Consider the following 19,075-nt stretch of genomic DNA (forward strand, 5'->3'; position numbering starts at 1 on the left):
GGGCCGTTAATGGGGCGGGGATGCCCGGCAATGCCGGACATTTTGTGACGCGCTCCGGTCCATATCGGGGCAGGTGGCTCGCACAGACCGGACTGGAGCGACCCCCGACGCGGCCGGCCGCCGACCTCACTCCGCCACGGCGTGGAGCGTCTCGGGCTTGCCCGCCCGCATCAGGGCGACGAAGCGCTCGAACAGGTAGTGGCTGTCGCGCGGCCCCGGCGAGGCCTCGGGGTGATGCTGCACCGAGAAGGCCGGGCGGTCGGTGAGCGAAAGGCCGCAATTCGAGCCGTCGAACAGCGACACGTGGGTCTCCACCGCGGTTGCCGGCAGGCTCCCCGGATCGACGGCGAAGCCGTGGTTCATCGACACGATCTCGACCTTGCCGGTGGTCTTGTCCTTCACCGGATGGTTGGCGCCGTGGTGGCCTTGCGCCATCTTCACCGTGCGGCCGCCGAGCGCCAGGCCCATGAGCTGGTGCCCGAGGCAGATGCCGAAGGTCGGCACCTTCTCGGACAGGAGTTCGCGGATCACCGGCACGGCGTATTCGCCCGTCGCCGCCGGGTCGCCGGGGCCGTTCGACAGGAACACGCCGTCGGGCTTCATCGCCATGATCTCGGCCGCACTCGTGGTGGCGGGCACCACGGTGACGTCGCAGCCGGCTTGCGCCAGCAGGCGCAGGATGTTGCGCTTCACGCCGTAATCGATGGCCACGACCTTCAGGCCCTGGCCGGCCGGGCGGTCGCCGTAGCCGGTCTTCACGCCCCAGGTGGTCTGCGACCAGGCGGAGGTCTCGCGGCTGGTGACCGGCGGCACGAGGTCGAGGCCCTCCATGGGGGCCAAGGCGGCGGCGCGCGCCTTCAGCGCCTCGCGGTCGAAGCTGCCGTCCGGAGCGTTGGCGATGACGGCGTTGGGCATGCCATGGTCGCGGATCAGGGCGGTGAGCGCGCGGGTGTCCACCCCGGTGATGCCCACGATGCCGCGCGCCTTCAGCCAGGCGTCGAGGTGGCTCGACGAGCGCCAGCTCGACGGGTTGGTCACCGCCGAGGCGATGACGGCGCCGCGCACGCCCGAGGCCGGGGCGGCGTCGAGGCTCTCCAGATCCTCGTCGTTGGTGCCGGTGTTGCCGATATGGGGAAACGTGAAGGTGACGATCTGTCCGGCATAGGACGGGTCTGTCAGGATCTCCTGATAGCCGGTCATCGCCGTGTTGAAGCAGACCTCGCCGTCGGCGGTCCCGGTCTGGCCGATGCCGAACCCTTCGAGGATCGTGCCGTCGGCGAGAACCAGGAGGGCGGTGGCGACGGGCTCGGCCCAGGGGGCCGGGGAGGGTGCGGCGGTGGCGGGGTGCGCGCGGGCGCCTTCATCTTGCAGCATCGGCGTGATCTCGCTTATGTCCGACCGATCCCGGCGCCGTGCGACACGGCGCATGCCGTGCGACACGGCACACGCGGGTGGCTTGTCGTGCGGCGCTCATACCGAGCGGGCGGCGATGGGGTCAATGTGGCCCCACGCACCCACCGGCTCAAGACGCGCGATCCACTCAGCAATTCACAGACCAGCCCGATCAGGAGACTTCCATGCTGCGCGCCCGCCTCACCACCGAGATGAAAGAGGCCATGAAGGCCGGCGACAAGGCGAAACTCGCCACGGTGCGGATGATCCAGGCCGCCCTGAAGGACAAGGACATCGAGGCGCGAGGGCTGGGCAAGGAACAGCCCACCGACGAGGAGATCCTCGCGCTCCTCCAGAAGATGATCAAGCAGCGCAACGAATCGGCCGGCGTCTACGATCAGGGTGGCCGCCAGGAACTCGCCGAGAACGAGCGCGCCGAGGCCGCGATCATTGCCGGGTACCTGCCCCAGCAGATGGACGAGGCCGAGACCCGTGCCGCCATCGAGGCCGCCGTCGCCGAGACGGGCGCCGCCGGCCCCAAGGACATGGGCAAGGTCATCGCGTCCCTGAAGGCGGCCTATGCCGGCCGGATGGATTTCGGCAAGGCGAGCGGGCTGGTGAAAGAGGTGCTGAACGCCAAGGCGTGAGGCGAGGCGGCAGGCCACGACGCTCGGCGTTCGGGACTCCTTAAGGCCCGTCGGCTAGACTGGGCGGCCGCAGAGGTCCCATGCGCTATCCGCCCCACATCCTCGAAGAGATCCGCGCGCGCCTGCCCGCCTCCGACGTGGTCGGGCGCCGCGTCCGGCTGAAGAAGGCGGGGCGCGAGTGGCGCGGCCTGTCGCCGTTCAACGCCGAGAAATCGCCGTCGTTCTACGTCAACGACCAGAAGCAGTTCTACCACTGCTTCTCGAGCGGAAAACACGGCGACGTGTTCACCTTCCTGATGGAGACGGAAGGGCTGAGCTTTCCCGAGGCCGTCGAGCGCCTAGCCTCGGAGGCCGGCGTCAGCCTGCCGACCCCGAGTGCCGACACCCGGGAAATGGAGACGAAGCGCGCCGGCGCCCTCGAAATCATGGAGATGGCGGCCGCGTTCTACGAGGCGCAGCTCGCGGGGAGCGCCGGGATCGAGGCCCGGGCCTATCTCGACCGGCGCCAGCTCGGACTCGACACCCGCGCGCGGTTCCGCCTCGGCTACGCGCCGAACGACCGCTACGCCCTTCGCGATCATCTGGCCGCCAAGGAGGTGTCCAAGGAAATGATGGCCGAGCTCGGCCTGCTCGTGACCGGCGACGACATCAAGGTGCCGTACGACAAGTTTCGCGACCGGGTGATGTTTCCCATCACCGATTCGCGCGGACGCGTCATCGCCTTCGGCGGCCGGGCGATGCAGAAGGACGCCAAGGCGAAGTACATGAACTCGCCGGAGACGCCGCTCTTCCACAAGGGCCAGCTCCTCTACAACCTGCACGGCGCGCGGAAGGCCGCCCACGATCGCGGCACCATCATCGCCGTCGAGGGCTACGTCGACGTCATCGCCATGACGCTGGCGGGCCACCCGAACGCCGTGGCTCCCCTGGGCACCGCGCTGACGGAGGAGCAGGTCGCGCTGCTGTGGCGCCACGGCGACGAGCCGATCCTGTGCTTCGACGGCGACGGCGCCGGTCAGCGCGCCGCCTTTCGGGCGCTGGACGTCGCCCTGCCGGGCCTGACGCCGGGCAAATCCCTGCGCTTCGCCATGCTGCCCGAGGGGCAGGACCCCGACGACCTCCTGCGCTCCGAGGGAAAGGCCGCCATCGACCGGGTGCTGGAGGGCGCGCGCCCCCTGGTGGAAGTGCTGTGGTCGCGGGCGACCGAGGGCGCGCCCCTCGACACGCCCGAGCGCCGGGCAGGCCTCGCCAAGATCCTGCGCGAGATGGTGGCGGGCATCCGCGACGAGACCGTGCGGGGGTTCTACCGCGACGAGATCGAGGGCCGCCTGCGCGCGCTCTCACCCCAGTCGAACCAGGGCCGACGCGGCCCGTGGGAGCCCCGACAGGGCGGCGGCGGGGGCCGGCCGGCCTACCAGCGGACCCCGCGCCCGGGCGATCCGCCGCCGTCGCCGCGCATCACCACCAAGTTCAACCCGCTCTATGCGGGCGAGACCAACGCCGCCGGCCCCGTGGCGTTTCGCGACCGAGAGGCGATGATCGTGTCGAGCCTCCTCGTCCACCCGGAACTCCTCGGCATCGAGGCGGAGGATCTCGCCGAACTCGAACTCGGCGATTCCGACGCGCAGGCCCTGCGCTCGCTGCTCCTCGACAGCCACGCCGATGCCGGACAGCCCGGCGTCGAGGTCCTGGAGGCCCGCCTGCGGCGCACCGGACTGGTCGAGGCGTCGGAACGACTGGCCACTCATGTGCGCCCCGGGGACCGATGGACCCTTGACGCGCATGCCGATCCCGTGCGTCTCGAAGACGCATTGCGTCAGGCCGTGATCTTGCACCGCAAGTCCGGCGCGCTAAATAGCGAACTTCGCTTGGCGGAACACGCCCTGGCCGAGGACTTCACCGAGGCGAACTTCGCTTGGCTGTGTGACGTGAAGCAACGTATGGCCGTGGTCGCCGGAGCGGAGGCGGGGGAGGACGGGTCCGACGCCGATGCGGCAGCGGGCTAGGCCTTCGAAGGAACGGAATTCTCGCGCCGAAGGCGGCGCATGGTTAACAATCGGTCAAGCGTCTCGCTTGCATACCGGGATCTGAGATCGACGCGGGCGCTTTTCGGCGTTCCGCACACCATATGCATTGCAACGTCGTAGACGCGGAGTGAGCCACACACTCCCGCGCGACATTGCCACGACAACCATAGGCGGACCATGGCGACGAAGGCAACGGAACGGGACGAGACGGATGCTGCCCCCGAGGCACAGACGGACGGGCCGCTTCTCGATCTGACGGATGCCTCCGTCAAGCGGATGGTGAAGCTCGCCAAGAAGCGCGGCTACATCACCTACGAGGAGATCAACGAGGTCCTGCCCGACGGCCAGTCCGATCCCGACCAGATCGAGGACGTACTGTCCCAGCTCTCCGAGATGGGCATCAACGTCGTCGAGGCGGAGGAGACCGAGGAGACCGCCGGCGAGACCAAGGCCAACGGCGAGGCCGGCGAGGACGAGGACGGCGCGGAGGGGACCGAGGTCGCCGAGATCGCGCCGACCAAGGCGCCGGCCGTGCGCGAGACCACGACCAAGGAGCCCACCGACCGTACGGACGATCCCGTGCGGATGTACCTGCGCGAGATGGGCTCCGTGGAGCTGCTGTCGCGCGAGGGCGAAATCGCCATCGCCAAGCGCATCGAGGCGGGCCGCGAGGCGATGATCGCCGGACTGTGCGAGAGCCCACTGACCTTCCAGGCCATCATCATCTGGCGCGACGAACTCGTCGACGGACGGGTGCTCCTGCGCGAGATCATCGACCTCGAAGCCACCTACGCGGGTCCCGACGCCAAGAACGCGATGCAGATCGCGGAAGGCGGCGAGGAAGCCGAGGAGACCGAGGCCGAAACTCCGGCGGCGCCCGAGGGCGACGACGAGGACGACATGGAGAACAACGTCTCCCTGGCGGCCATGGAGACCGAGATCAAGCCGCGCGTCCTCGAGACGTTCGACAACATCGCGAACAACTACAAGAAGCTGCGCAAGCTGCAGAGCGAGCACGCCGAGGTGAAGGCCTCGGGCGGGACCCTGACGGAGGCGCAGGCCGCCAAGCGCGACGAGTTGAAGGACATCGTCGTCACCGACGTGAAGTCCCTCTCGCTCAACGCCAACCGCATCGAGGCCCTGGTCGAGCAGCTCTACGACATCAACAAGCGCCTCATCTCGCATGAGGGCCGCCTGATGCGCTACGCCGAGACCCACGGCGTCGCCCGCGACGAGTTCCTGCGCCACTACCAGGGCTGGGAGCTCGACCCGAACTGGATGGAACGCGTCGGCAGCCTCGGCGGCCGCGGCTGGAAGAACCTCGTCGAGAAGGGCCAGAAGGAGGTCGTGCGCCTGCGCGAGCAGATCCTGACGCTCGCCTCCGAGACGGGCCTGGAGATCGGCGAGTACCGCAAGATCGTCAACATGGTCCAGAAGGGCGAGCGCGAAGCCCGTCAGGCCAAGAAGGAGATGATCGAAGCGAACCTCCGCCTCGTGATCTCCATCGCCAAGAAGTACACCAACCGCGGCCTGCAGTTCCTGGACCTGATCCAGGAGGGCAACATCGGTTTGATGAAGGCGGTGGACAAGTTCGAGTACCGTCGCGGCTACAAGTTTTCGACCTACGCCACCTGGTGGATTCGCCAGGCGATCACCCGCTCCATCGCCGATCAGGCCCGCACCATCCGCATCCCGGTGCACATGATCGAGACGATCAACAAGATCGTCCGCACCTCGCGCCAGATGCTCCACGAGATCGGCCGCGAGCCGACCCCCGAGGAACTGGCCGAGAAATTGGCCATGCCCCTGGAGAAGGTGCGTAAGGTCCTGAAGATCGCCAAGGAGCCGATCTCCCTCGAAACCCCCATCGGCGACGAGGAGGATTCGCATCTCGGCGACTTCATCGAGGACAAGAACGTCGTCCTGCCCATCGACGCGGCGATCCAGAGCAATCTGCGCGAGACCACGACGCGCGTCCTCGCCTCGCTGACCCCGCGCGAGGAGCGCGTGCTGCGCATGCGCTTCGGCATCGGCATGAACACCGATCACACCCTCGAGGAGGTCGGCCAGCAATTCTCGGTGACCCGCGAGCGCATCCGCCAGATCGAGGCCAAGGCCCTGCGCAAGCTCAAGCACCCGAGCCGGTCGCGCAAACTGCGCAGCTTCCTCGACAACTGAGAGATCGGCCGTCCCGCGACGTTGCCGACTCCCGAAACGACAGGACGGACCGGCGGCGCTCCGATGCCGCCGGCCGAGTGTGATGCCGACGGCCCGGTTGCCGAGATCGACCCCGCGATCCAGTTAGGCCCCCATGCTCGATCGAGGTCCGCCCCAGTCGCCGCCCACCGCCGAAGCCGACGGATCGGAAGCGAACGACGTTCCGTTCGGCGCCCTGCAGCAATGCGTGGCCCTGCGCGACTGGCTGCTGAGCGAGGGGGCCCGGATGCCCAACGCCGAGGACCTCCTGGCGGGGCTGGCCGAGCGGCTCATCGACCTCGGGGTGCCGGTGGACCGGGCGACCACGGCCATTGACGCCCTGCATTCCGAATATTCCGGCGTCGGCCGTTTCTGGACCCGCGAATCGGGCTCGACGGTGCGGCTGTTCCCCCACGGCGACGCCTCCGACAAGGCCTACCGCGAGAGCCCGTTCCAGACGGTCCACGAGACCGGGGAGTGGCTGATCCTCGATCTTTCCGAGACGCCGTCCGACGCCTACGCGGTGATTCCCGACCTGAAGGCCGAGGGCTACCGCCACTACATCGTGGCGCCGCTGTTCTTCACCAACGGCACCCGCAACGGCATCACGTTCGCCACACGCAGCGAGGATGGATTTCGCGATGAGGACGTGGCGATCCTGCGCTTCGTCATCCCGACGCTCGCCGCCGTGATGGAGATGCGCAGCATCAACAAGCAGCTCGACCACGTGCTGCGGATCTATGTCGGCGACGAACCGCACAAGGCGATCCTGGCCGGCTCGATCCGGCGCGGCCACGTCCAGCGCATCCGCTCAGCGATCCTGTTCGCCGACATGCGCGACTACACCCGCATCTCCGCCGAGATGACCCCGGAAGAAGCGGTGGACCTCCTCAACATCTTCTTCGACTGCCTCGTGCCGGCCATCGAGCGCGAGGGCGGCGAGGTGCTGAAGTACCTCGGCGACGGCCTGCTGGCGATCTTTCGCGAGCGGGGCGACGACCTCGGCGGGGCGGCCAAGGGGGCATTGACGGCGGCCCAGAGCGCGCTCGCGGCCCTCGCCGAAGCCAACGGCCTCGGGCGCTTCGCCCAGCCCGTGGCGGCCGGCATCGCGCTCCATCACGGCGAGGCCGCCTACGGCAATGTCGGCTCGGGCGCGCGTCTCGACTTCACGGTCATCGGCCGCGACGTCAACCTCGCGAGCCGCCTCGCCCGCCTCAACAAGACGCTCGGCGAGCCCCTGCTGATGTCCAAGCCCTTCGTGGATTTCCTCTGGGGCGATCCGGTCTCCCTCGGCACCCACGCCCTCGACGGGTTCGCCGAGCCCATGGGGGTGTTCCGCCCCGGACGGCCGGCCGCGACGGTGTGACGAGGCGCGCGGGGTGTTGACCGGAGGGCCGTCCCGGCCCACATCGGTGGTGTTCCAGGGAGATCCCCGGCAAGGGGCTGAGAAACCGATGAGCGGCCTGCGTGCGGGCGGCGGCGCGGAAATCCTTCGAACCTGAACCGGTTCATACCGGCGTAGGGATTGGACCGCCGTGTTTGCCCGCCCGAGTTCGGCGGGCTCCGCTCAGAAGCGCACCGGCCCCACACCCCCTGCGTCCGTCGCGGAGGTTGTCCAGGTGCTCGTTCCCAGCCGACCCATCGATCTCAGGCGCTCACCCGCCGCCGCCCGGGCGCAATCCGCCCTGCCGGCCCGCTGCGATGTCGCCATTGTCGGGGGCGGCCTCATCGGCCTGTCCATCGCCTGGCGTCTCGCGGAACGCGGACGCGCCGTCACCGTCGTCGAGCGCGAGACCGTCGGCGCGGGGGCGAGCCTGGCTGCCACCGGCATGCTGGCGCCGGCCGCCGAGCACGAGCCCGGCTCCGACCCGCTGCTGCCCTTGGCCCTGGAGAGCCTGTCGCGCTGGCCGGGGTTTCGCGATGCCCTGCAGGCGGCGTCGGGCGTCGACATCGACTACCGGGAGGAGGGCACCCTGGTGCTCGCCATCGGCCGCGACGAGGTCGAGCGCCTGCGCTTTCGCCACGACCTGCAGGTCCGCTCGGGTCTCGAGGCCACGTGGCTGTCCGGGCCGCAGGTGAGGGCCCGCGAGCCGGCCCTGCGCCCGGCCGTCACCGCTGGCCTCTACTGTCCCCACGATCATCAGGTCGATCCGAGCCGGGTCATGGCCGCCCTGGTGCGGGCCTGCACGGCCGCGGGCGTCACCATCGTGGAGAACTGCTCCGTCGAAGCCCTGGACTGGGCGGGCGACCGGGTCACCGGGCTCCTGACCGGCCAGGGCCGGCTCGCGGCCGAGACCGTGATCCTCGCCGCCGGCGCCTGGAGCGGGCAGACCGGCCTGCTCCCCGATGCCCTGACCCTGCCGGTGCGTCCTCTGAAGGGCCAGTCGCTGGCGCTGCGCACCACCGCCCGCACCGGAACCCTCACCCACATGGTCTGGACCGAGCAGGTCCACATGGCCCCGAAGAGCGACGGCCACCTCATCGTCGGGGCGACGGTGGAGGATTGCGGCTTCACCCCCGGCGTCACGGCGGGCGGCCTCTACGCCCTGTTGGAAGGGGCGCGCCGTGTCCTGCCCGGTATCGAGGAGATGGCCGTCGAGGCCGTGTGGAGCGGCTACCGCCCGACCTCCGACGACGACGCGCCGATCATCGACACCCTGGCCCCCGGCCTCGTCGCGGCGACGGGCCACCACCGCAACGGCTACCTCCTGGCGCCCGCCACCGCCGACGCCGTCGCGGCCCTGCTGACGGACGGCGCCGTGCCGGACTACGCCAGCGCCTTCGGCCGCGCCCGCTTCGCCCCGGCCGAGACGAGGGCGCGCGCATGAAACTCATCCTCAACGGCCGGCCCCACGAGAGCGCGGCGCGCGACCTCGACGCCCTGTTCCGGATCGAGGCCGAGGAGACCGGGATCGAGAGCCCACAGGGCATCGCCATCGCCCTCAACGGCGCGGTTATCCGCCGCCGGGACTGGGAAACGACGCAACTCGAAGAGGGCGACCGCGTCGAGATCGTCCGCGCCATGCAGGGAGGCTGAAACCATGACCGAACCCCACGACGATCCCCTCGTCATCGCCGGCATCACCCTGGGCTCGCGCCTGTTCATCGGTACGGCGGGCTATCCCACCCAATCCATCATGGCCGAATCCGTGGCGGCGTCGGGCGCCGAGGTGGTGACCGCCTCGATCCGCCGGGTCTCGCTCCAGGGCCACGGCTCGGACACGGTCAGCAAGCTCAAGGGCTACCGCTTCCTGCCCAACACCGCCGGCTGCGAGACGGCGCGCGACGCGATCATGACCGCCGAACTCGCCCGCGAGGCCCTCGACACGACGTGGATCAAGGTCGAGGTCATCGGCGACCGCGAGACCCTGTACCCGGACGTCGCTGAATTGCTGGAGGCCTGCCGCCACCTCGTGGAGGACGGCTTCACCGTGTTGCCCTATTGCAACGACGATCCGGTGGTGTGCCAGCGCCTGGCCGACATCGGCTGCGTCGCCGTGATGCCCATGGGCTCGCTCATCGGCTCCGGCATGGGGGTGGCGAACCCGGCCAACCTCGAACTGATCTGTCGGCGCTCGCCCGTACCCGTCATCGTCGATGCCGGCATCGGCACGGCGTCGGACGCCGTCATCGCCATGGAGCTCGGGGCCGCCGGCTGCCTCCTCAACACGGCGGTGGCGAAGGCCGACGATCCCGTGCGCATGGCCCGCGCCATGGGCCACGCCGTCGCGGCCGGCCGCCTCGCGCACCGCGCCGGCCGCATTCCTCGGCGCGGCCGGGCCGAACCGTCGAGCCCGCAGCTCGGCCTCGTCGGCTCATGAGGCCGCTGCCGTCGCCGCTCCTCGTGGTGACGGACCGGACCCTGGTCCCCGGTGGGGAGCAGGACCTCGTCGCCCGGATCGACGCGCTTCTCGCGGGCGGCGCCCGCTGGGTCTGGTTTCGCGAGCGCGACCTGGCGCCGGCCCCGCGCGAAACCCTGGCGCGCGCGCTGCTGGAGCGGGTGCGCGCCCGGGGCGGTGTCCTGAGCATCGGCGCAAGCGCGGCCCTCGCGGCGGGTCTCGGGGCGGACGGCGTCCACCTGCCCGGCGGGGCGACACCGGCCGATTTCGCGGCGGCGCGGGGTCGGTTGCCCGACGGCTTGATCGGAGTCTCGGCCCATTCGATCGGGGAGGTCGAGGCGGCCGCGCGGCATGGCGCGGACTACGCCACCCTGAGCCCGATCTTCGCGACGTCGAGCAAGCCCGGCTACGGCCCGGCCCTGGGGCCGGAGGCCATGCGGGCGGCGAAAGCGTGCGGGCTGCCGGTCATCGCCCTCGGGGGTATCATGGGCGAGAGGGTCAGGCCCTGCCGGGCGGCAGGGGCCGCCGGGATCGCCGTCATGGGCGGCCTGATGCGCAGTCGCGACCCGGCGGGCGACGTGGGCGCTTTGCTCGGAGCCTGGAAGACCTGACGCGTCGGGGAGTGTCTCCCACCCCCTCGTGGGGGAGGGCCGAACGCGATGCGAAACTCGAAAAAATCTACTTCGGGTCGGCGGCCGGGCCGTAGGGCGGACGCGGGATTGCCCGGTGAGCGGCGCGCAGGGCCGCCGACCAGCGTTCGCGCAGATCGTGGAAGTAGCCTTCGCCCGCCTCGATGCGGTGGTTAACCTCGAGGGTGAGGGCGTCGCGGCGGACCAGGGCGATGTCGATGGGCAGGCCGACGCCGAGGTTGGACCGCATGGTCGAATCCATCGAGACGAGGCCGACCTTGAGGGCGTCGTAAAGATCGGTCTCGTATTTCACCGCCCGGTCGAGGATCGGCTTGCCGTACTTGTGCTCGCCGATCTGCAGAAACGGCGCGTCGCCGCTGCATTCGATGAAATTGCCGGCGGCGTAGATGAGGTACAGCTTCATCGGGTCGGTGCCGATCTGGCCGCCGAACAGCAGCGAAACGGAGAAGCGCAGGTTCGCCGCCTCGAACCCGGCCTTCTCGATCTCGCGCACCCGGCGGATGGCGCGGCCGACGAGCTGGGCGGCCTGGAACATGGTCGGTGCCTCGACGAGCTTCATCTTGGCCTCGCCGGCATCGCCCTCGACGCCCTCGGAGAGCAGGCTCAGGACCGACTGGGTGATGGAGAGGTTGCCGGCGGACGCCAGCATCATCACCCGCTCGCCCGGCACGTTGAAGTGGTGGAGCTTGCGGTAGGTGGAGATGTCGTCGAGGCCCGCGTTGGTGCGGGTATCGGCGATCATCACCAAGCCGTCCTCGACCAGGACACCGACGCAGTAGGTCATCGTTTCAGCTTTCTTCGTGCCCGAACGCCCCGTATCGTCAGGACTGGACCGTCGCCTGTGCTTGCTCGACGCGGAGCTTCACGTCGAGGGTTTCCGTACCGCCACCCATGCGGCTGCCGCGGATCGGAGCCGCGCCGAGGTAGTCGAGCCCCACGGCGACGCGGATATGCGCCTCCGTGGTGGCGATGCCGTGGGCGGGGTCGAAGCCGACCCAGCCGAGGTTCGGCACCAGGGATTCGACCCAGGAATGACCCGCCTCCTGGTCGACCATGCCGTCGTCCCGGTGGAAGTAGCCCGAGACGTAGCGGGTCGGGATCTCGAGGTGGCGTGCCGCGGCGATGAAGATGTGCGTCAGATCCTGGCAGACGCCCTTCGCCTGCTCGAACGACTGCGCCGCCGTGGTGCTGGCGCTGGTCGGGCCGGGCTCGAACACCACCTTGTCGTGCACGGCGGCGAGCAGGCGGTGGAGGCAGGGCAGGGGCGAGGCGTCGCCCGCCTCCCGGACCGCGCGGGCGAAGGCCTGGATCGGCTCGCTCGCCAAGGCGAGATCGGAATCGCGCAGGTAGAACTCGTCGGGCAGGCGCTCGACGGTGCCGCGCACCACGCCGTGCATCTCGTTGGTGTCGACCTCGCCGGTGACCCGGATGGTGAGGGATTCGGCCGGCTCGTCGGCGGTGAACCAGTGCACCACGTTGCCGAAGCCGTCCTCGCGCTCGCTGATCCGGCCGTCGATGGACGGCTCGATGCGCCAGCGCCGGACATATTGGCCGTCATGGTCGCGCGGCCGCAGGCGCAGGACCTGGATCAGGTTCCGGGCGGGATGCTCGTAGGTGTAGTTGGTCTCATGAAAGACGCGGATTCGCATGAGGGCGGCCTTTGCGCGGGTCCGGGCAGAGCCCGCCACCCCTAAGCATCATTCCCCGACGTGTCACACGGTTCGAGGCGAACCGGGATAAGTCGACGGATTTCGAGGCGGGTGTCACGTCGGCGGCGCCACGTGACACCCGCTCAGACGAGATATTGCTCGATTACCGCCGCGCCGAGGCGGTTGTTCTCGGCGATGAACGCCGTGACGAACTCGTGCAGGCCCGAGGTGAAGATCCGGTCGATGTTCTCGCCCTCCAGGCGCGCCAGGGTGTTGCTGGCGAAGCGCTGGCTGGCCCCACGCCGTCCGTAGGCGTCGGCGATGAGGTCGAGGTGTTCCACGAGCATGCCGTAGCAGTTGTGCAGCGAGCGCGGCATCTGGCGGTTGAGGATGAGGAGATCGGCCACCAACAGGGGCTTCACGCTCTCGCGGTAGACCCAGTGATAGGCGTTGAAGGCCGAGACCTCGCGCAGGATCGTGGTCCACTGGAAGTAGTCGAGGCTGCCGCCGACGCGCTCGGTGGCGGGCAGGAGGATCCGGTACTTCACGTCGAGGATGCGGGCGGTGTTGTCGGCCCGCTCGATGGCGGTGCCGAGGCGGGTGAACCAGTAGGCGTCGTTGCGCAGCATGGTGCGGTAGGCCGAACCGTCGAAGGCCAGGGACACGCCCTTCACCCATTCGAGGAAGCGGGAGAACTCGTCGCGGTTGAGGTCGCGCCCCTCGTAGTTGCGCAGCTCCAGCCAGGCGCCGTTGATGGCGTCCCACATCTCGGTGGTCAGGGCCGTGCGGACGCTGCGGGCGTTCTCGCGCGCCGTCTCGATGCAGGAGCGGATCGAGGACGGGTTGTGCGGACTGAAGGCGAGGAAGTCGCAGACCGTGGCCTCGGTGACGCCGTCGTAGAGCGGCTTGAACACTTCCGGATCGCCGGCCGACGCCAGGGCCGAGGCCCATTCGTTGGTCTCGCCGCCGCCGTAGCTCGACGGCAGGGCCGCGAGCCGATGCGCCGCGTCGAGGATGCGGGCGACGAACTCGGCCCGCTCGACGTAGCGCGAGAGCCAGTACAGGTTGTCTGCGGTCCGGGAGAGCATGGGCTTCCGTTGAGGCGCGGCCACCCGCGACGCGCGCGGGAACCGTTGGGCTGAGGGGACTATGCGGAGGCGATGACGGGTTGGGAAGCGCGCAGGACCCGCGCCGCATTCGGACGGGAGGGGATTGTCAGGCGTCGAGGACCCAGGTGTCCTTGGTGCCGCCGCCCTGGCTCGAATTGACCACGAGGGACCCTTCCTTCAGGGCGACGCGGGTGAGGCCGCCGGGCACGATGCGGATCTCGTCGGAGCCGCACAGCACGAACGGGCGCAGGTCGACGTGGCGCGGCGCGACACCGGAGGCGACGAAGGTCGGGCAGGTGGAGAGGGCGAGGGTCGGCTGGGCGATGAAGCCGTCGGGTGCGTGCTTCAGCTTGCGCCCGAACTCCTCGATCTCGCGCTTCGTCGCGTGCGGGCCGACGAGCATGCCGTAGCCGCCCGAGCCGTTGACCTCCTTCACCACGAGGTCCTTGAGGTTGTCCATGACGTAGGCGAACGCCTCCTTCTCGCGGCAGCGATAGGTCGGCACGTTATGCAGGATCGGCTCCTCACCGGTGAAGAACCGCACGATCTCGGGCATGTAGCTGTAGACCGCCTTGTCGTCGGCGATGCCGGTGCCGACGGCGTTGGCCAGCGTCACGGTCCCGCGCTCGTAGGCGTTCATGAGGCCGGGCACGCCGAGCACCGAGTCGGGGCGGAACACCAGGGGGTCGAGGAAGTCGTCGTCGAGGCGGCGGTAGAGCACGTCGACCCGGCGCGGCCCCTCGGTGGTGCGCATGTAGACCACGTCGTCCTTGGTGAAGAGGTCGGAGGCCTCCACCAGATCGACGCCGAGCTTGTCGGCGAGGAACGAGTGTTCGTAGAACGCCGAATTGTAGCGGCCGGGCGTCAGCAGGGCGACGGTGGGGTCCCGCGTCGCGGTGGACGGCGCCAGGGACCGCAGGGTCGCCAGCAGGGCGTCTGGATAGTTCTCCACGGGGGCCACGCGGTGGCGTGAGAACAGCTCCGGGAACAGCCGCAGCATCACCTCGCGGTTCTCCAGCATGTAGGAGACGCCGGACGGCGTGCGGGCGTTGTCCTCCAGCACGAAGAAGTCGTTCTCGCCGGTGCGGACGATGTCGATGCCGGCGATGTGGACGTAGAGGTCGTGCGGCACCTTGAAGGCGCGCATCTCCATCCGGTAGTGCGGGTTGCGGTAGACGAGATCGGCCGGGATGATGCCGGCCTTGATGCATTCCTGGGCGCCGTAGATGTCCTTCAGGAACGCGTTGATGGCGGTGACGCGCTGCTTGAGGCCGCGTTCGAGGAAGCTCCACTCCGGCTTGGTGATGACCCGGGGGATGATGTCGAACGGGATCAGCCGCTCGGTGGATTCGTTGGCGCCGTAGACCGCGAAGGTGATGCCGATGCGGCGGAACAGCATCTCAGCCTGGCTGCGACGGGTGTTGAAATGCTCCGGCGGCGTGGTGTCGAGCCACGATTTCAGGCTGTTGTACGCCTCGCGCACGGCCGCATCGTTGAGCGTCCCTTCCTTCAGGATCCCGTCCGGGAACCCGGTCATCTCGTCGAACGCAGCGAGCGCCATGTGCGCCTCCCCTTAAACGCCAAGTTCCAGGCAAGAGGCGCGCCAGGGGCGGACCGACCGGCCGTTCGAGGTCTCGACGGACCCCTTCGAGGGTACGCTAACACGCGGAACGCGAGGCGGCACGGTGTCTCTCACGAAACGTGAAGGCGTCGAGGGCCGGATGTTTCGCGGGGGGTAATAATCAGATCAGCTTCAGGCCCTTGAAGCTCGCGTGGCCCTCGCGCCCGAGGATCACGTGGTCGTGAACCACGATCCCGAGGGGATCGAGCACGCCGACGATCTCGCGGGTCATGCGGATGTCTGCCGCCGACGGGGTCGGGTCGCCGGAGGGATGGTTGTGAGCGAGGATGATGGCGGTGGCGGAGAGTTCCAGGGCGCGCCGCGCCACCTCGCGGGGATAGACCGGCGTGTGGTCGACGGTGCCGCGCCCCTGGACCTCGTCGGCGAGGAGGTGGTTGCGCCGGTCGAGGAACAGCACACGGAACTGCTCGCGCGCCGCGAACGCCATGGTGGCCCGGCAATATTCGAGCACGGCGCTCCACGACGACAGCAGCGGCCGGGCCGCGATGGCGCCCCGCGCCAGCCGATGGCCCGCCGCTTCGATGAGCTTCAGGTCGGCGATGACCCCGGCGCCGATGCCTTCGATTTCGGCAAGCCGGGCCGGTTCGGCGGAAATCACCTCGGCGAAGCTGCCGAACCGGCGGATCAGCGCCTTCGCCAGGGGCTTCACGTCGCGCCGGGGAATGGCGCGAAACAAGGCAAGTTCGAGGAGCTCGTAATCCGGCAGCGCGTCGGCGCCCCCTTGGGCGAAGCGGGCGCGCAGGCGGTCGCGGTGCCCGAGGTAATGCGGCTCGGCCGCCTCGGTCCCGGTCGCCTCGCCGGCCGGCAGGGGAGGGTCGGACGGTCGGCGGGCGCTCACGGGACCGGCTCAGGCCGCCGGATTGACCGGCTGGTGCAGGCCCTTCGGCGAGAAAGTGAAGATCTCGGCCCCCGTCTCCGTCACCGCCACCGTGTGCTCGAACTGGGCCGAGAGCGAGCGGTCCCGCGTCACCGCCGTCCACCCGTCGGACAGCACCTTCACGGCGGGGCGGCCGAGGTTGATCATCGGCTCCACGGTGAAGAACTGGCCGGGCTTGAACGTCACGTCGTAGCTCGGCTCGGCGTAGTGCAGGATGGTGGGCGCGTCGTGGTAGGTGCGCCCCAGCCCGTGGCCGCAGAAGTCGCGCACCACGGAGCAGCGCTCGGCCTCGGCATAGCTCTGGATCGCCCGGCCGATATCCGTGGTCGAACCGCCGGGCTTGATCGCCGCGATGCCGCGCATGAGGCATTCGTGGGTGATCTCGCACAGGCGCTGGGCCTTGCGCGACACCTCGCCGACATAGGCCATGCGGCTCGAATCGCCGTGCCAGCCGTCGACGATGAGGCAGATGTCGAGGTTGACGATGTCGCCCTCGCGCAGGGGCTTGTCGTTGGGGATGCCGTGGCAGACCACGTGGTTGATCGAGGTGCAGATCGATTTCGGGTAGCCGCGGTACAGCAGGGAGGCCGGGTAGGCGCCGTGGTCCATGGCGAAGGTGTAGGCGAGGTCGTCGAGGGCCTCCGTGGTCACGCCCGGCGCCACGGCCTCCATCAGCACGTCGAGGGCTTCCGCCGTCAGGCGCCCGGCCTTGCGCATGCCCGCGAACCCCTCCGGCCCGTGGATGGGCGGCTCTGGCGAACGTCGTCCGGTCTCGGAGACGGCCTGATCGTTCTGCGTCATGGGCGGGCGTTTCGTGGCTGGCCGGGAAAGATCCTCTGTACGACCCCGCGCTCGCGAGGCCAACCCTTGCGCGAGGCCAACCCTTGCGCGAAGCCAACCCTCGCGCGAGGCCAACCCCGCCCCGAAGGAAGACCGGCATTCGGGCCGGGCTAGGCGCCGGGCCGGGGAGGGGCTAGACACCGTGTCTCCACGAACGGGCGCCCGGACGGGTTTCGACGGGCCGGCAGGCAGGACGGGACGATGGCTGACAAGGCGGTGCCGCACTTCCACAACGACCTCGGGGTCGCGGTGATCCATGTCGGGTCGCGGGAGTTCATGTGCATCGGCGCGCGCCCGCCCTTCGACCATCCGCACGTGTTCCTCGACATGGGCACGGACGACGAGATCATCTGCCAGTACTGCTCGACGCTCTATCGCCACCGTCCGGGCCTGAAGGCCGGTACCGCCGACCCGGCGGCCTGCGTGTGGGACGACCGGACCCCGGCCGCCGCCTGAGCGCCGTGTCCTCCGTCGGTCCGAGTCGGATCGCCATCGTCGGCGCCGGGATCGGCGGCCTCACGGCGGCCCTCGCCCTGGACGCGGCCGGCCACGAGGTCACCCTCGTGGAGCGCCGCACCGGATTCAGCGAGGTCGGCGCCGGCCTCCAGCTCTCGCCCAACGCCAGCCGCGTGCTCATCGGCCTCGGCCTCGGAGCGGCCCTGCGCCGGGCCGCAAGCGAGCCGCCGGGCGTGGTGGTGCGGGCGCTCGCGGACGGGCGCCAGCTCGGCGCGATTCCCCTCGGCCCCGCGCATCGTGAAAATTTCGGCGCGCCCTACTACGTGATCCATCGGGCCGATCTGCAGACCCTGCTCCTCGATGCCGTGCGGGGTCGTGCCGGTATCCGCCTGCTCATGGGCCGCGACGTCACCGGCCTCGTGGAAACCCGGGACGGCGTCAGCCTCACCCTGGAAAGCCACCAGGGCGCCCGCTCCGAGACCTACGTGGCCGACCTCGCGGTGGGCGCAGACGGGGTGCGCTCGCGCCTGCGCGGCCACCTCGACGCGGTTCCCCTGCGCCCGTGGCGCGCCGCCGCCTGGCGGGCCCTGGTGCCGCGCGAGGCGGTGCCGCCCGAACTCGCCGCCGACGCCACCGGGCTGTGGCTCGGCCGCGACCGCCACGTGGTGCACTATCCGATCCGCGGCGGCAGCCACCTCAACGTCGTCGCCGTGGTGCCAGAGCGCGCCGGGACCGACGATTGGGGCCAGCTCGGCGAGCCGGCGGTCCTGCGCGCCCGCTTCCCCGATGCGGCGCCTGCGCTGGCCGCGCTCCTCAGCGTGCCGGATTCGTGGCTGGTGTGGTCCCTCGTCGACCGTCCGCCGGCCAAGCCTCTGGCGCGCGGACGCGTCGCGCTCCTGGGCGATGCCGGCCATCCGATCCTGCCGTTCCTGGCGCAGGGTGCGGCGCTTGCCATCGAGGATGCGGCGATCCTGGCGGCCTGCCTCGGCACGGCTCCGGTGCCGGAGGCGCTCGCCGCCTACGCCAAGGCGCGCCGGGCCCGGGTGCGCAAGGTCCGCGCGGCGGCCCGCGCCAACGGCCGCAGCTACCATGCCGGTTCCCTCGTCGGCCGCGTGCGCAACATGGTGATGCGCCGCCTCGGTCCCGCCGGCATGACCCGCCGCTACCGCTGGCTCTACGGCTGGACGCCCTGAGGGCGAATGTCTTGATCTCGGACGCCCGCCCCGCTACCGCAGGAACCGGTATGCGGACGTGGCGAAACCGGTAGACGCACGAGACTTAAAATCTTGCGGCCGCAAGGCTGTGCGGGTTCGAGTCCCGCCGTCCGCACCACCCAATGAATTCAGAGACTTAACATTCCTGTTAGCGACTTTAACGACATCGATTAGCGACAATGGATGGAACGGTTCGGCAGCGTAGCGATCAAATCCATCAACGTTCTCGATGCGTAATTTCGTCGCATATTAACGCATTTGATGCGAACTTTTCAAACTCTACATCCGGCGACCGACCTTTTTGAAAGCGAACGTTCCTCAAGCCGTCTAGCCCCGTATGGTCCCCCCCCCTTACTGAATCATGACCTACTTGAAGGGAACCGATCCGACTCTTTTGGTCACGGCAGATTAACGGTAAGCACAAAAGATCCGGGTGGCCTGCCCCCATTCAGTGGCCCAGGTTTGAAGTTAGTGCATCGTCGGTCGTGTGACGATGGCAGGGCGAGCGGACGGCACTGATCCGCTCGGTTCGGTCGG

At 69.4% G+C, this 19,075-nt stretch carries 17 protein-coding genes, 1 tRNA gene and 1 riboswitch; of the genes, 11 read left to right on the forward strand and 7 right to left on the reverse strand.

What is annotated here, in order from left to right; all coding sequences use genetic code 11:
* Positions 1-126: 126 nt before the first annotated feature.
* Positions 127-1,374 carry a glutamine-hydrolyzing carbamoyl-phosphate synthase small subunit gene (gene carA / locus ASF25_RS21535; RefSeq protein WP_056306735.1) on the reverse strand — a complete coding sequence of 416 codons (1,248 nt, stop codon included), beginning with the start codon at positions 1,372-1,374 and terminating at the stop codon, positions 127-129.
* A gap of 203 nt (positions 1,375-1,577) precedes the next feature.
* Here carA and ASF25_RS21540 point away from each other — a divergent pair, with 203 nt between their 5' ends.
* The 8 genes from ASF25_RS21540 to ASF25_RS21575 all read left to right on the forward strand — a co-directional run bounded on the left by ASF25_RS21540 (position 1,578) and on the right by ASF25_RS21575 (position 10,712).
* Positions 1,578-2,039, forward strand: coding sequence for a GatB/YqeY domain-containing protein (locus tag ASF25_RS21540; protein ID WP_056306736.1), 462 nt, complete (start codon positions 1,578-1,580; stop codon positions 2,037-2,039).
* Positions 2,040-2,119: 80 nt separating this feature from the next.
* Positions 2,120-4,045: a DNA primase gene (gene dnaG / locus ASF25_RS21545; RefSeq protein WP_056306739.1), complete on the forward strand. Its 1,926-nt coding sequence runs from the start codon at positions 2,120-2,122 to the stop codon at positions 4,043-4,045.
* 198 nt (positions 4,046-4,243) lie between these two features.
* On the forward strand, positions 4,244-6,244 hold the full coding sequence (gene rpoD, locus ASF25_RS21550; RefSeq protein WP_056174540.1) for an RNA polymerase sigma factor RpoD: 2,001 nt from the start codon (positions 4,244-4,246) through the stop codon (positions 6,242-6,244).
* 133 nt (positions 6,245-6,377) lie between these two features.
* The gene (locus ASF25_RS21555) at positions 6,378-7,628 is read left to right on the forward strand and encodes an adenylate/guanylate cyclase domain-containing protein (RefSeq protein WP_056306741.1); all 1,251 of its coding nucleotides are present in this window, start codon (positions 6,378-6,380) and stop codon (positions 7,626-7,628) included.
* A gap of 47 nt (positions 7,629-7,675) precedes the next feature.
* Positions 7,676-7,805, forward strand: a riboswitch (TPP riboswitch).
* A gap of 76 nt (positions 7,806-7,881) precedes the next feature.
* Positions 7,882-9,090, forward strand: a complete 1,209-nt coding sequence (gene thiO, locus ASF25_RS21560; RefSeq protein ID WP_056306743.1) for a glycine oxidase ThiO — start codon at positions 7,882-7,884, stop codon at positions 9,088-9,090.
* A complete protein-coding gene (gene thiS / locus ASF25_RS21565) occupies positions 9,087-9,299 on the forward strand; it encodes a sulfur carrier protein ThiS (RefSeq protein WP_056174546.1) in 213 nt (70 codons plus the stop codon). The genes thiO and thiS overlap by 4 nt, the downstream gene beginning before the upstream one ends.
* Positions 9,300-9,303: 4 nt before the next feature.
* The gene (locus ASF25_RS21570) at positions 9,304-10,083 is read left to right on the forward strand and encodes a thiazole synthase (protein ID WP_056306745.1); all 780 of its coding nucleotides are present in this window, start codon (positions 9,304-9,306) and stop codon (positions 10,081-10,083) included.
* A complete protein-coding gene (locus tag ASF25_RS21575) occupies positions 10,080-10,712 on the forward strand; it encodes a thiamine phosphate synthase (protein WP_056306747.1) in 633 nt (210 codons plus the stop codon). The genes ASF25_RS21570 and ASF25_RS21575 overlap by 4 nt, the downstream gene beginning before the upstream one ends.
* Before the next feature lie 67 nt (positions 10,713-10,779).
* On the opposite strand, the gene ASF25_RS21580 is transcribed toward ASF25_RS21575, so the two are convergent.
* The 6 genes from ASF25_RS21580 to map all read right to left on the reverse strand — a co-directional run bounded on the left by ASF25_RS21580 (position 10,780) and on the right by map (position 16,829).
* Positions 10,780-11,535, reverse strand: coding sequence for a hypothetical protein (locus ASF25_RS21580; protein ID WP_056174552.1), 756 nt, complete (start codon positions 11,533-11,535; stop codon positions 10,780-10,782).
* 37 nt (positions 11,536-11,572) lie between these two features.
* Entirely contained in the window at positions 11,573-12,400 is an 828-nt protein-coding gene (locus ASF25_RS21585; RefSeq protein WP_056268596.1) for a transglutaminase family protein, read from the reverse strand.
* A gap of 143 nt (positions 12,401-12,543) precedes the next feature.
* A complete protein-coding gene (locus ASF25_RS21590) occupies positions 12,544-13,488 on the reverse strand; it encodes an alpha-E domain-containing protein (protein ID WP_056174553.1) in 945 nt (314 codons plus the stop codon).
* Positions 13,489-13,615: 127 nt separating this feature from the next.
* On the reverse strand, positions 13,616-15,070 hold the full coding sequence (locus ASF25_RS21595) for a circularly permuted type 2 ATP-grasp protein (protein ID WP_056174555.1): 1,455 nt from the start codon (positions 15,068-15,070) through the stop codon (positions 13,616-13,618).
* Positions 15,071-15,251: 181 nt separating this feature from the next.
* Positions 15,252-15,959, reverse strand: coding sequence for a DNA repair protein RadC (radC, locus tag ASF25_RS21600; protein WP_056175030.1), 708 nt, complete (start codon positions 15,957-15,959; stop codon positions 15,252-15,254).
* Between the two features lie 39 nt (positions 15,960-15,998).
* Positions 15,999-16,829: a type I methionyl aminopeptidase gene (gene map, locus ASF25_RS21605; RefSeq protein WP_056268391.1), complete on the reverse strand. Its 831-nt coding sequence runs from the start codon at positions 16,827-16,829 to the stop codon at positions 15,999-16,001.
* A 240-nt stretch (positions 16,830-17,069) separates the two neighbouring features.
* Here map and ASF25_RS21610 point away from each other — a divergent pair, with 240 nt between their 5' ends.
* The 3 genes from ASF25_RS21610 (at position 17,070) to ASF25_RS21620 (ending at position 18,656) form a co-directional block, all read left to right on the forward strand.
* The gene (locus ASF25_RS21610) at positions 17,070-17,324 is read left to right on the forward strand and encodes a zinc-finger domain-containing protein (protein WP_056174559.1); all 255 of its coding nucleotides are present in this window, start codon (positions 17,070-17,072) and stop codon (positions 17,322-17,324) included.
* Positions 17,325-17,329: 5 nt separating this feature from the next.
* Positions 17,330-18,517 carry an FAD-dependent oxidoreductase gene (locus ASF25_RS21615; RefSeq protein ID WP_056306778.1) on the forward strand — a complete coding sequence of 396 codons (1,188 nt, stop codon included), beginning with the start codon at positions 17,330-17,332 and terminating at the stop codon, positions 18,515-18,517.
* A gap of 52 nt (positions 18,518-18,569) precedes the next feature.
* A tRNA-Leu gene (locus tag ASF25_RS21620) sits at positions 18,570-18,656 on the forward strand.
* Positions 18,657-19,075 lie beyond the last annotated feature (419 nt).

It is taken from the genome of Methylobacterium sp. Leaf100, assembly GCF_001422845.1.
Lineage (GTDB): Bacteria > Pseudomonadota > Alphaproteobacteria > Rhizobiales > Beijerinckiaceae > Methylobacterium.